Below are 13,451 nucleotides of genomic sequence, written 5' to 3' on the forward strand. Positions count from 1 at the left end.
CCCCGATGGTAGACGGGGTGTTGAAATCAAAGATCGCCATGAAATCTTCGTGGTCGAAGTAGCGTTCCGGCTCCAGTCCACAGCGGGACATCAAAGCGTAAGTGATGCTGACGGTGGCGGCTGCCTTGAACTGCACTCCGATGTTATACTCATCATATTCCTCCAAAAAGGAACCGTCAACGATATAGAAGAAGTCCTGCTGATGCTCCGTCCAGTATTCCTCGGCCAGTTTTCCGGCTACCTCCGTAAGCTGTCCGGCAAGGTCATCACCGGAAACATCATAGGTGCGCTCCAGCATGGCCTGCACGGAATCCAGATGGCGCTCCTCCAACTGCCACAGCCAGGGAGTGCGGGAATATTCACGGGTTCCGGTGTCGGAAATGTCAAAGACATAACGCAGGCGAGGTCTGTCCCCGGAATCATCCACCAGAGCGATTCCCTTGGAACCGCGCCTTACATAACGGCCCATCTTTTCATTCCACAAATCGTACTCCGCACAGGCGGTGGCGTCCGGTCGCTGGGCATAGATCATCAGCTGCTCATGGAACGGGTACTTGTAAAGGCGGGAAGCAGTAGTGAGAAACCCTGCCCATTCCTGCCAGCTCCCCGTGAGCTGTGTTGCCACCTTGTCCGCCATCTGTGCATATAGTTCAGCTTTGGTTGGCATAGTGTTCTGTCCTCCTTTCAGTTTTGGGGTAAAAAGGCGGGGTGGCAGATCGCCACCCCATCCCTGCGGTTATGTTGTTTACTGGTCAAAATCCGGGTACAGCTCCAGTTCGGCAAACTTCTCATCGGTCATCGCACAGAGCTTCGTAAGGGCGCTGTCGGTCAATTCCCTCAGTTCCGTTTCCTCCGGCGAAAGCTCGCCGCGCATCTCACGCAGACTGTCAATCAGCCCGGTGCGGCTGCCGGTATTGTAAATGCACATCAGGTTCATTTCCTCAAAGGTAAAGTTTCCCATATCAAATCTCCCTTTCCGCACTCTTTTTGGGTGCTGTCTTTTTGTGTTCTGTCTTGGGCTGGCCTTTCAGCTGCTCCATGACGGACTTTTTCTTTTCCCGTTCCTTCCGATGAACGGCATCAGCCAAGTCCATCAGGGAAATGGGCTGACCGCTTCGGGCCTGCTGTTCCAGCTCTGCCACGGTCGGCTCTTTTGGGCCATTGTTGATGATACCGTCGATCATACCGTAGTCATCCTCCAGCATCATTTCCGCATTTTTCATCGGATTGTCCGGCAGGAATCCGGGGATCTGGGTAAAACCAACACTGTCACAGTAATGACAGGATACCTTACCGTCCTGTCTGATCGCAACGATGTCGCTGACGCTCATGGAGGGACTGTGAAAGTCCACGGGTTTTTCCAGATTGAATTGCTGATAGAGTTTTTCCAGCTGCTCCGGCACAGTGCCAGACTCACTCAGCGGAGCGGTGTAAATGAGGTCATAATTGCTGCGGTCTACGGAAATATCATGGGACTTTAGCCAGTCCAAATTCATAAAGCGCACATTCTGCGGATCGTCACTACTTACCTGATAGATGGCAAAGCAATCTCTGTTCTGAGAGAGAAATGCCTGTTCGCGTTCCTGCTGATGTTCCTGACGCTCCATGACCTTTTCGTGGAACTGAGGGCTTTTCTCCCATTCCTCATGGTCCACACCGAAAAGACCGCCATGATTCATGATTTCCTGCGGATCAAACACCATGCTCTCCGTATTGTCCTCATGCAGCACATAGACGGTCAAACCGGCGGCATCCAGTTCCAGCGCCCGTTCTCTGGTAACAGGGAGCATCCCATCATAGGAGTAGCCATATTCCTGCATATCCGGTGTGGATACCTGCTCATCCGGCATGGGGTATTCATCCAGTGCCTGCTCCTGCGCTTCCGGCAGCTGAGAAGAAGCAGCCATCTGACTGGCCTCTGCCTGCATCTGCTGGTAGGCAGCTTCCTGCAAGGTCTCAATCATGGACAACGGTGCGTATTTTACCGAGTCTCTGCCCAAATCGTTGTCATCACAAATCTGGAGAACTGCCTTCATGCGGGAAAGCTCCGGCATATCCAGCTGACCACCATCCAGCTCTTTCATGGACGTAGCATCGTAAAGAGTATAGTCCCATCCGCTGTCACAAGGTTGGATATGAAGATAGGTAGTATCGTTGATCAGAAACAAAGCCTCCTGCTGGTTGGCATCCGCCCCCAGTACCTCCATTTCCGGTATGGCCGCAGCCAGTTCCTTTACCGCTTTCTGTACCAGCGGATTGTCACGGTAATAGTCGATTGCCTGAATAGTGTCCAGGTCAATGGTCTGCCCGGTCAAAATCGGAAACGGTCCTTCATAGTCGCTTCCGTCTTTCAGCTCAAAGCCAATCCCTTTGACCCCGTTCATTCGCTCTGCCGGAATTTCCTGATAGATGCGGACCGCCTCCTCCAAAGACAGATTATCGTGGTATTCTCCGAGGTTTGGAAATTCCATGCACTCTGCTACATAGTAGGTCAGATCGCCGGTCGGCAGCCTATCAGATACCTTAATGGCATCTGCTGGCTGCTCTATCGGGGCGGTTTCCGGCTCTGCCTTTGCATGAGGGTCGATTCCGCGCTCTTTGCAGATTTCCTTATAGTGGCGCTCAATGTCGGAGATCAAAGTGCCGGAGGTTTTGTTGATGGTCTCCAAACTGGCTCTCAGCTCTTTCAGCTCTTTGCCCTGGCTCCAGCTTGCAATATAGCCGAAGCTGTTTTCTCCGGTCTCGATGCCAAAATATTTGCAGACTGCGTAGGAGATGCTTTCAGCCTCCACTTCCTCCGTGTGGCGATTTTTGATTGCCTGTTTTTCTGTGGTTGGATCTTCCTCAACTGCAAGACGCCATTCAAACTGATTTTCGTCCACATAGCGCCAATCCATATCAGAAGCAAACTGTTCAGCTTCTCTTTCTGTGGCAAAATCCAGCTTGAAATCATGCTTGGTTCCACCTTCACTCTCCAGCACAACCTTCCATGACGGTAGCATTTCATATTTTTTAGGGTCATGGAGCTTGCTGTGGGCAATCTCATGTACTGTGGCCGAAACCGTCTGCACCTCACTCATGCCCTGACGAATGGCAATTTTCTGATGATCAGCAGAAAAATAGCCGTCCGTATCAGCGGCCATTGCTTCAAAAGTAATCGGCACCGGTGCGCTGCGGCGCAGGGCCTCCATGAATGCCTCATAATTTGGCACATTGCCGGAAAGGGAGGAAGCAAGCTCCGGCAAAGGTTTCCCGTCGGTCTGGCTCACATCAAAGACCTTGACCGGGCGGAACATGGAAATCTCAATTTCTTTTTCCTCTGTGACGATCTTTCCGTCTTTATCCAGAATCGGAGCCTTGGTATCTGGGTCCAGCTTCTGCTCCTCGATTTTCTTCTTATACGGTGTTGGGGCAATGATGGTAATGCCATGCTCGCCCTTTTTTACATGACGCTCAAACTGGTCTTTCCACTTATTGTATCCGGCTACCAATGTAGCGTCCGGCTTCTGCATATAGATGAGCATGGTGTTGTTTACCGAATAGCGGTGGAAGCGGGACATGACGGACAGATAGCGCATATACTTTTCACTCTCAAACAGTTCCTTGATCCCCTGCTCGATGCCATCTGTGATTTCCCTTAGCCGCTCTCGGTTGGTGGGTTTGTTCTCAGCCATGATTTTCAATCTCCTTTCCAAGTGTGTGATTTCTGCTGTGTGTTCTGCAATCCATGCCTTTTGTTCTTCTTCACTTTCATAAAGAAAAAGGTCCAACAGGTACTCTACATAGGTTTTCTTCTGGATTGCTTCCACAAAACGGGGGTGCGGTTCTTCCTCCGGTGTCCGGGGAGAATTGTCGGCCTCCCATTTTTTCAGCAGATAGTAGTAATCGGACAGTACGCGATAACACCGCTGCCGGTCCTCCCGAAACTTTTGTGCCTCTGTTTTCTGCCGGACATATCTCCTACGGGGAGGGGCCTGACTGTCATAGATCAGGCCAAAGTCCTGTGCCAGTTTCTCCGCCGCTTCTTTTGGGGAGAGGTCAAAGAGCTTTGCGGTAAAGTCGATCACATCCCCATCTTCACCGCAACCAAAGCAGTGGAATCGCTGGTCTACCTTCATGCTGGGGTTCTTATCATCGTGAAAAGGACAGCAGGCCATGCCATTTCGCCTGACTTTTATCCCATAAAGCTCTGCCGCTTCTCTGGTGCTGACTGACAGCTTGACTGCTTCAAATACATTCTCTGCCATGTGCCTTTAACTGCTGGACTTTCGCATAGGAGGCTGGTATCCGGCAGCTTTCGCACGCTCACTGGCAGCTTTGCGGCGTTCTGCGCTATATGGCTCCCTGACTGATACACACCGCTTGGGGACGGTAAAGTTATGGGCGTCCTTTCGGGTGATCTGGTCGGGGTGCTTTTTTGCCAGCAGATCCAGCTTCTCCATCAGACGGGGATCATGGGTATAGATCTCAGCCATTGGTTCTGCCTGATTATAGAGAAGAATGGTTTCCCGTTCCACTAAAGAGAGCTTCATCGGCTGCCTCCTTTCCGCTGGTCAAATTCCAGCTTGAAGTTGGCGTACTGTCCATCGTCCTCCAAAACCACAGTGGCATCGTAGGTCTTTCCGGTTTTCTCCGAATATAGGCCCGTCACACGGACACGGCCATCGTTAAGCAGTGCAGACACCACAGCCTTAGTCGGCTGTTTTTTCTTGGCAGCCCACCATTTGTTGTTTTTCCAGATTGCAAATCTGCAAGAATCATTCTGACAGAAGAAGCCTTTTTGCAGTTCTGCAACTTCACCGCCGCAGCGAGGGCATTTGCCCACCACCTCACGGGGCGGAGTGAACAGGTACTCAGTTCCTTTGATGACCTGATAAGTTCCCACCAGATCTTTCAGCATGGTGCTGATCCCGTCCAAAAACTCCTCCGGGGCAAGCTGCCCGCGCTCGATCTCGCCCAGTCGGTACTCCCACTCGGCAGTCAGAAGCGGCGATTGCAGTTGTTCCGGCAGAACGGTGATCAGGGAAACTGCATCGTGGGAAGGGAGAAGCTGCACCGTTTTCCTGCTCTTTTTTCGTTCCAGAAAACCGGCAGATACCAGTTTTTCCAAAATACCGGCACGGGTGGCCGGTGTCCCCAGACCTTTTCGCTCGGCATCCTCCGGCATATCCTCTTTTCCGGCAGTCTCCATCGCGGACAACAGAGTGTCCTCCGTAAAGTGCAGGGGCGGACTGCTTTTGCCTTCTTTGACGATTGCAGCAACAACCGAAAGGGTCTGTCCTTCGGTCAGCTCCGGCAGGGCTTTCTCTGCGCCCTCTTTTTTCGGCTCTGCATCCTTCATTTTGGCACGGTAGGCGTCCTCCAGTGCTTTCCATCCGGGGTGCTTCACCGTTTTTCCTTTGGCGGTAAACTCCCTACCGGCACACGCTGCAATCACAACGGTTTCCGAATAGATATGGGGCTGGGCCACGGCACACAGCAGACGCAGGGCCACCAGCTCCAGCACCGCTTTTTCTCCCGCAGGAAGGGCAGAAAGGTCTGCATCCTTGAGATTTCTGGTAGGGATTACTGCGTGGTGGTCGGTTACTTTCTTATCGTTGATGACTGTCTGCGGATCACAGGTAATGGCGATCCCTTTGCGAAACGGCATAGCATTGGCAACCAGATTCACCAACACCGGCAGGCTGTCTGCCATATCACCGGTCAGATAGCGGCTGTCAGTACGGGGATAGGTGCAGAGCTTCTTTTCATACAGGCTTTGCAGATAGTCCAGGGTCTGCTGGGCCGTAAATCCAAGCAGGCGGTTGGCATCTCTTTGCAGAGTAGTCAGGTCATAAAGGGCAGGTGGCTTTTCGAGCTTTTCCTTACACTCCACCTTTTTGATTGTGACAGCTGCATCCTGGCAAGCTTCTTTCAGCTGCTCTGCGCTTGCTCGGTCACTTATGCGCTCCCCGGATATGGTAAGACCGGGCAGCTCCAGCGCCACGGTATAAAAAGGAACCGGCTTAAAGGTGTCGATTTCAGCTTCTCGCTGGACAATGAGTGCCAGCGTTGGAGACATCACGCGCCCGATGTTGAGGGTGCGGTGGTACAGCACGGAAAAAAGCCTTGTGGCATTGATTCCCACCAACCAGTCGGCCTTGGCACGGCAGAGAGCAGCATCCCGAAGTCCATCATAATCTACACCTGGGCGCAGGTTTGCAAAGCCCTCCCTTATGGCGGAATCCTCCATCGAAGAAATCCAGAGCCTTTTCATCGGCTTTTGGCAGCCTGCCAGCTCATAGACGCTGCGGAAGATCAGCTCGCCCTCGCGTCCGGCATCACAGGCATTTACTACCTCCGTCACATCCGGGGCGTTCATCAGCTTTTTGAGAATATCAAACTGCTTTTTCTTATCCTTTCCCACTACCATCTGCCAATGCTCCGGCAGAATAGGCAGGTCATCATATCGCCACTTGGCATACTTGGAGTCATAGCTGTCTGCATCCGCAAGACCGGCCAGGTGGCCCACGCACCAGCTGACACGCCAGCCGTTACCCTCCAGATACCCATCCTTACGAGCAGTTGCACCGATTACCGTAGCCAGACTTTGTGCAACCGATGGTTTTTCAGCAATCACTAAATTCATAATCTTCAGCCTCCCATTCTTCCCGCACAGGCGTGTGCAGTTTTTTCTCTATGCTGTTTTCCTCATCCAGTAGCAGGTTATAACCAAACCGGTAGTCATAGCGGTACAGTTTCCCCAGCAGGTCATTGATGATGATACGGCAAGCCAAAATGACACGGGTTTTATCCACCTGCATCAGCTGGTAGCGTTGATAATTGCTGTAATATTCTTCGTGACGGCGGGTATTGCAGGCGGCATCTTCAAGTAAACTATCTACTGCATCCTGACAACCATCTTCTTTTTCCCCTTCCATGCAGTTCAGAAGTTCCATCATCAAGGGAAAGCTCTGTTCATCCATAGGAGCTTCTACTGCAAGAAAACCGATCAAAGCGGATAAGAGCAGATGAGCCGCCGTCTGTTCTTGTTCCGTCAAAACGGCCATTGTTTTCTCCGCATTTGGCAGGATCTTTTCTTCCACAAAATCTGCCGCGTCACCGGAATAAAGCTGACGGATAGAATCTATGGACAATGAAACTGTCATGGTATCTAAGGAGAAATCAAAGGGGTCATCTTGTTTTGGCTTTCTCCAAAGTTTGTTTAACATGGTAGAAAGAATGTCGCCGCCAAAATACACAGCAATTACCAGCAGGTCAAAAACAGCAATCAGCTTGATAAATATAATCAGAACACTCATTTTTTTCGTTTCCTTTCTTTGAGCCAGCGTTCCATCTCACGATGGCAGATACCTACGCAGGGACTTCCATAACTCCCGCAACCATAGCAGGGGTGGTTGTGGGATAAAGAATGAGGACGGGAAGTTTCCCTCCCGCCCTCCGGCCTGCGTGTCATCATGCGTTCATAGGGACTGTCTGTGAAACGGGTCATTTCACACTGTCCTCATCATCTTCTTCTGTGCTGCCCCCATCAGCGTCCGGTTCGTCCGACTCCTCATCCTCGGTTTCCCATTCCTCGGAATCTTCCTCGCCATAATCATAATCGTCCAGACTGTCATTGCCCTTGGTCTTAGGCTTGTTCTTAACAAGCTTCAAATAGGCAAATACGCCACAGCCGCCCAGCAGAGCCAGCAAAAGGACTATCGCAGCCGGGTTCAGTCCGGCAGGCTTCTCTTTTTCCGGCTCCGGTGTTTCTGCCGGAGGTTCCGGTGCTTTGCCCGTACATTTACTCTTATCAGTTACACAGACCTGACAGGCCGTATTGACTGCCCCTGCTTCACATTTTGCCGTGCAGCTGCATACCGCAGGCGGCTCCTCTTTTGCTTTTCCATCTTCCATCAGTGCCATCAAATCCGCTTCATCCACCTGATTCAGAAAGTGAACAGCAGTCTTTTTATCCTCATTCGCCCTGTCAATCAGGATGTAAAAGTAATTTCCAGCTTTGGTCGTAACAGTAATAAGCTGCTTATTGCCTCCAAAATCATCCACCAGTGCCGCATTCCCCTCCGGTGTAAGTGCCGGTGCTGGTTCTGTTTCTTCCACAGTAACATTGCTGTCATTGGTAGAATCCTCTGCCGGTGCCGCCGGAGCCTGTTCTGACCCCTGTGCAAAAGCAGGGATCGTAAAGCCAAATGCCACAACCATTGTCAGGCAAAGGGCGGAAAGTGTTCGGAGCAATCGTTTATTCCTCATAGCTGTTTTCCTCCTGTTCGTTATTGTCATCAGCCAAACTGCCGGGAACTGTGCCACCGGACAGCATGGCGCTCAACTGGGTCGGGGTCATACGCAGGGCGCGCACCATCTGGACGATCTCCAGATTTTCTGCCTCGGTTTTCTGTGCTTCCAGCGCCTTGAGCTTTTCCTGATACTCTGCGATCTTCTCGCGGACCTTTGTGATCTCCTGATCAATGCGCTCAATTTTGTTCTTTGCCATCGTCTATCACTCCTTCTTAAAAATCTCTGTTACCAGTTCATCAGGCCGTAGCCCTTAATGCTTTGATAATTCAGGTCATAACTTTTGATCTTGCAGGCATCACCGGAATTTCCCTCCACGGTATAAACACGGCTGCCATCCGTACCGATCACGATACCTACATGGTCTGCTGTCCCATCCAAATCCCAGTCAAAGAAAATTGCATCTCCGGGAGCCAGATTGTTATAGCCTCTTGCGCCCCACTGTCCATGAGACTGGAACCACGGAACGCCCTGCCACTCACAGCCTGCAAAGCGCGGCTCACTTTTTCCAGCCTGGTTATAACACCAGGATACAAAGCAGGCACACCACTCCACGCGGCTGTCAAAGCCATACCAGCTCCAATAAGGATAGCCGCCCACATTGCCGACCTGACGCTTGGCCAACTCCACCAACTGCGGATTTCCGGGACGGGTTCCATTTACAAACTGTACACCGGTCAAGTCCTCGGAATTGCTCATGTCAGGGGAGCCGCCGCCAAACAACAGCGGCTTATTGCCCATGGTCTGCCGGTAGACCTGATACATTTTCATCTGCTCCGGGGTCAGAAGTTCCGACACCACAGCGGAAATGGGCTTGCTGGCGAGTTTCACATTCAAAATGTAATACTCATAGGGAACTTCTTCTGAGGTGGTCTCACCGGTCTCCGGGTCGGTGGAGGTCTCCGTGCGGTAGCGAATCTCCACTTCCTCAGTAAGCGTCAGCTGATACTGTGCTGCAAACACACGCGCCAGCTCTGCCTGAGCGCTCTGCCGGGTGTAGCCTTGCAAGACGGCAGAGAGAAATGCTGCCAGCTCATGAGGGTCATGGCCGATCATACCAAGGTCATAGCGATACTCGTCATACCCTGGGTGGCTGCTTTCAATGTTGTCGATTTCCTCCTGCAACTGGGCTTCTCTGGCTGCATAATCTGCCTCCACCGCCAGCATTTCCGGGTCATCCGAGGGATAGGTGGTGCCGGAGAGAACGGAACCGATGCTCTGCGCCATCATGGAGCAGGAGGACATGGTATTCATCAGCATACAGGTAATGAGGAACAAAACCCCTGCCATCAGGAAACCCTTCTTGTGGCGCATGACGAATGCCCCTGCCTGCTGTGCCTTTTCTTTTACCGTCCTTGCGGCTTTTCCTGTTTTGGATGCAGCCTGGGCGGTATTTCCAGCAGTCTGACCGGCGTGTTTGGCGGCGGCATACTGCTTTTTGATGGCCTGCTTTTGCTGCCAGCGGGAAAGTGGATTGCTGGCAAACTGGGGATTTTCCTGCAAAGATTTCTGGTACAGAACATTTACATTTGCCTTTTCCAGTTGGCGCTCTGCCTGTGCTGCTTTGCGGTACGGCTTCAGCTTGTGGCTGCGATAGCCCTCCCGCACCAGATAAGCGCCGGTCTCCACCGCTTCCTCGGACTTGTGGGCGCTTTCCACGCCCACATTGTCCTGTTCTGTTTCCCGGATCTCTTTGTGGAGCTTGCCCGCAACCAGATGGACGGGAGCTTCCTTGACCCCTTGAGAAAGTTTGGAGGGTGGCTTTTTCTTGTCCTCAAAGGTCAGCTTCGAGGTCTTTTTTCCGGTATCCGGGTCGATGACCGTCTGCCTGACCTTTTTCTTTGGGATATTGGCCTGCGCCTTATCTGCTCTGGCCGCAGCTTTCTCCGCTTTACGGATCGGCTTTTCCAGTGCAGGGTCAGACCGTTCCTCATCAGTAAAGCGCAGGCGCGGCTCCTTATTCAAACCATTCTCCCAGCATGAGGGAGGACATCATGTAGTGCAGCTCTGCATAAATGGCCATTCCCACAGGATCGTTGAACATACAACCGGACAGGTAGGCGTAAAACTGTGCCACCACATCGGACAGGATTTTCGCTTCGGTTCCTTCCAGAACCAGACCACCCATACCTTCCTTGGCACGGATGGTGCTCCAGACCTCTGCCAGACGGAGCAGCCCCACCTGACCGGTCTCATTCAGTTCGGCTGCCTGATCTGCCGCCGTGCGGCACTCACTTACCGCATCAGCCATGACCGTAAGCAGCTGGCTACGCTGAGCATTTACCGCTCTGTCAAAAAACATCAGCTGATTTTTATTAAAAATGTTGGGGTTCATCATCATTCATCCTCCTTCTTTTTCAGTTCCTGGGGTTTGGTAGTCATAATGCGGTACAGCTCGGTGTTCTTCGGGAAGTGGTCTACAAACGGCAGGATCGTGGAGCCATAGAACAGCAGACCCTCGCCCTCACCGGAGTGGGTCACATAGCTAAGCTGGTGCGTGGAAATGCCAAGCTGCTTGGCGAGAATCTGTCGGTCTCCGCCTGCCTGGTTGAGCATATACACGAAGTCCGAGTTTTCAAAGATGTTCTCCACCTCACGGCTGGAAAGCAGATCTTTGACATTCTGCGTGATGCCGGTGGGGATGCCGCCCCATTTGCGGAATCGCTTCCAGATTTCCACCGTATAGGCAGCGGTCTGTTCCTCCTTCAAAAGCAGGTGCATCTCGTCGATGTAGTAGCGGGTGGACTTGTGAGCAGCGCGGTTGATAGTAACGCGGTTCCACACTTGGTCCTGCACCACCAGCATACCGATCTTTTTCAGCTGCTTGCCCAGTTCCTTGATGTCATAGCAGACAATGCGGTTGTTGATGTCCACATTGCTCTGGTGGTTGAACACATTGAGGGAGCCGGTTACATAGATTTCAAGAGCCGTAGCGATATACTGGGCTTCCTTTTCTTCCTGTTCCCGGAGCAGGTTGTATAGGTCCTCCAGAACCGGCATATTCTCCGGGCGCGGGTCATTGAGGTAGGTCTGATAGACCAGACGCACACAGCGGTCAATGATGGTTTTCTGCACCGGCTGTAAGCCCTCCTTACCGCCCACGATCAGCTCACACAAGCTGAGGATAAAATCAGATTTGAGGGACAGCGGGCTTTCATCATCCGAGTAGTCCAGGTTCAGATCCATCGGATTGATGTAGTTGGTAGATGTAGGCGAAATCTTGATGACCTGCCCATGCAGACGCTCAACAAGAGGTGCATACTCCGCTTCCGGGTCACAGATGATAACATCATCACTGGTAAGCAAAAAGCAGTTGGCAATTTCTCGTTTTGCGCTGAAGGACTTACCGGAACCCGGCGTACCCAAAATCAAGCCGTTGGGGTTTTTCAACAGCTTTCGATCCACCATGATGAGGTTGTTGGACAGGGCGTTGATGCCGTAGTACAGAGCCTCTTTGCCGTTCTGGAATAATTCCTGTGTGGTGAACGGTACAAAGATAGCCGTAGAACTGGTGGTCAGTCCTCGCTGGATCTCGATCTGATTGAGTCCCAGGGGCAGACAGCTCATCAGCCCTTCTTCCTGCTGAAAGTCCAGCCTGGTCAGCTGACAGTTATACTTCTGGGCAATGGAGCCTGCCTGGAAAATGTTGTTGCCAAGCTGACGGGGATTGTCCGCTGTGTTCAGCACCAGAAAGGTCAAAAGGAACATTCTCTCGTTGCGGCTCTGCAAATCCTGCAAGAGTTTTTTCGCTTCACTGCCGTAAGTAGCAAGGTCAGATGGAATGATGTCCATGTCGTATCCGGCGCGGACTGCTTTTTTCTGTTCCTCGATCTTACTGCGATCAAGGTCGGTAATCTTGCGCTTTACCGTTTTGATGGCTTTCACCTGATCCACCGACTGAATGTGCATACTCACAATGAGCGAGCTTTCCATATCCAGAAAATCAGCCAGCAGACGGTCATTCAGCTCCGGTGCGAGAATCTGCAAAAAAGAAACAGCCCCGTATTTCTTGCCCATACGGAACTGCTTGCCGGTGCGGAACTCAAAGGAGCTTGGTGCAATAAAATCCTTTGTGGACAGACCGGAAGGAGCCAGCCAGTCCCATTCAAACTGAAACGGGAGTTGTTCATCCATGTGGAATACCGCATGAAGCTGAAAAAGCCTTTCTTTACCGTCCAGCGTTCTGGCAGCTACACCAAGACGCTTGAAGTTATTAAGTATATCGGTCTCAATACGCTCCAGACGGGGCTTGGCGGCTTTGATGCTGTCTGCGTCGATACCAAAGGTCAGGTATTTGGTCTTGATGAGGCCGTTGTTACCTCTGGCCAGCTGATTTTGCAGCATTGTGGTATATTCCTCGCGGATACTGTCAAAGGCATCCCTCTGGGGCGGGATGGAAATGGAGTTAGCAAAGGTCTCCTCCGATGCCGCAAGGTTCAAAAAAGACAGCTGGAAATGAATCGAGCTGTCAAAATAATTGAGGAAATCACACCAACCCTCAAAAATTGCCGTCTTATCTTCGTTTTGGGAGAGCTGATAGTTGATGTCCTGAAACTGAATGGTCTTTGTGTAGTGGCTGTCCGATATGCGGCAGATCCCGTCCGTCCACATCCGTTCATAAGGGATACTGTCCTGCGCAGATTTTCCTTTTTTGTCCGTGCGGTTAGCGCGGGCAATGGCCGCTTCGATCTGCTTCTTATCAGCGCGGGACAGCTTTTTCTTTGTCTTTACCGGCTGCACAGTTTTTTCCTCGGTTTTCCCGAACATCCGATGCAGCCATTTTTTTATTGCGGTGAACAATGTCATACACCTCCTTATCGAGCATTTCCTGCCGCTTTAATACGGCATAAAAGTTATTGGTCTGGTAGGGACGCTGCTTGGGACGGATCACAGCTACTTTGAGAATGTTGCCCACGATCTTTTCCAGGGGCTGTCCATGCTTTTCGTACATAGCCAGCATAAAGAAGGGCAGCATAACCAGCATCATACACATAGCCGCTACACTGTTTCCGGTAGGTTTTCTGAGCAAAAAGAAAAGCGGTACGCCAATAAGCGCTCCGCCCGTGAAGCAGATAAGCTGCCGCTTGGTCAGATTGAACATGACCTTTGTTTTGACTTTTGTTAAGTCCTTGGGTACGGGTACATAAGCCAATGTA

Annotated in this window: 13 protein-coding genes; 1 reads left to right on the plus strand and 12 read right to left on the minus strand. The window is 51.6% G+C overall.

The features are described from left to right. Positions 1–49: 49 nt before the first annotated feature. The gene (locus tag R2K26_RS13720; RefSeq protein WP_316522777.1) at positions 50–649 is read left to right on the plus strand and encodes a hypothetical protein; all 600 of its coding nucleotides are present in this window, start codon (positions 50–52) and stop codon (positions 647–649) included. Between the two features lie 96 nt (positions 650–745). On the opposite strand, the gene R2K26_RS13725 is transcribed toward R2K26_RS13720, so the two are convergent. The 12 genes from R2K26_RS13725 to R2K26_RS13780 are packed head-to-tail and all read right to left on the minus strand — an operon-like array spanning position 746 to position 13,447. Then, complete coding sequence (locus tag R2K26_RS13725; RefSeq protein WP_003526257.1) at positions 746–961, minus strand: transposon-transfer assisting family protein; 216 nt, start codon at positions 959–961, stop codon at positions 746–748. Between the two features lies 1 nt (position 962). Continuing rightward, entirely contained in the window at positions 963–4,247 is a 3,285-nt protein-coding gene (locus R2K26_RS13730) for a YodL domain-containing protein (protein ID WP_316522799.1), read from the minus strand. A gap of 6 nt (positions 4,248–4,253) precedes the next feature. Beyond that, entirely contained in the window at positions 4,254–4,532 is a 279-nt protein-coding gene (locus R2K26_RS13735; RefSeq protein WP_117453436.1) for an immunoglobulin, read from the minus strand. Further along, a complete protein-coding gene (locus R2K26_RS13740; protein WP_316522813.1) occupies positions 4,529–6,628 on the minus strand; it encodes a DNA topoisomerase 3 in 2,100 nt (699 codons plus the stop codon). Before R2K26_RS13740 ends, R2K26_RS13735 begins: the two co-directional genes overlap by 4 nt. After that, on the minus strand, positions 6,609–7,301 hold the full coding sequence (locus tag R2K26_RS13745; RefSeq protein ID WP_173815388.1) for a conjugal transfer protein TraG: 693 nt from the start codon (positions 7,299–7,301) through the stop codon (positions 6,609–6,611). Before R2K26_RS13745 ends, R2K26_RS13740 begins: the two co-directional genes overlap by 20 nt. Next, entirely contained in the window at positions 7,298–7,492 is a 195-nt protein-coding gene (locus R2K26_RS13750; protein ID WP_003526245.1) for a hypothetical protein, read from the minus strand. Before R2K26_RS13750 ends, R2K26_RS13745 begins: the two co-directional genes overlap by 4 nt. Next, positions 7,489–8,253, minus strand: a complete 765-nt coding sequence (locus R2K26_RS13755; protein ID WP_316522826.1) for a DUF4366 domain-containing protein — start codon at positions 8,251–8,253, stop codon at positions 7,489–7,491. Before R2K26_RS13755 ends, R2K26_RS13750 begins: the two co-directional genes overlap by 4 nt. Further along, entirely contained in the window at positions 8,243–8,494 is a 252-nt protein-coding gene (locus R2K26_RS13760) for a DUF4315 family protein (RefSeq protein ID WP_006777886.1), read from the minus strand. Before R2K26_RS13760 ends, R2K26_RS13755 begins: the two co-directional genes overlap by 11 nt. A gap of 29 nt (positions 8,495–8,523) precedes the next feature. Further along, entirely contained in the window at positions 8,524–10,260 is a 1,737-nt protein-coding gene (locus R2K26_RS13765; protein WP_316522835.1) for a CHAP domain-containing protein, read from the minus strand. After that, the gene (locus R2K26_RS13770) at positions 10,253–10,636 is read right to left on the minus strand and encodes a DUF3851 domain-containing protein (RefSeq protein WP_316522837.1); all 384 of its coding nucleotides are present in this window, start codon (positions 10,634–10,636) and stop codon (positions 10,253–10,255) included. Before R2K26_RS13770 ends, R2K26_RS13765 begins: the two co-directional genes overlap by 8 nt. After that, positions 10,633–13,035: a VirB4-like conjugal transfer ATPase, CD1110 family gene (locus tag R2K26_RS13775; protein ID WP_316522842.1), complete on the minus strand. Its 2,403-nt coding sequence runs from the start codon at positions 13,033–13,035 to the stop codon at positions 10,633–10,635. The genes R2K26_RS13770 and R2K26_RS13775 overlap by 4 nt, the downstream gene beginning before the upstream one ends. Beyond that, on the minus strand, positions 12,995–13,447 hold the full coding sequence (locus tag R2K26_RS13780) for a PrgI family protein (RefSeq protein WP_117453430.1): 453 nt from the start codon (positions 13,445–13,447) through the stop codon (positions 12,995–12,997). Before R2K26_RS13780 ends, R2K26_RS13775 begins: the two co-directional genes overlap by 41 nt. Positions 13,448–13,451 lie beyond the last annotated feature (4 nt).

Source organism: Neglectibacter sp. CSJ-5, from assembly GCF_032490475.1.
Lineage (GTDB): Bacteria > Bacillota > Clostridia > Oscillospirales > Acutalibacteraceae > Hominenteromicrobium > Hominenteromicrobium mulieris.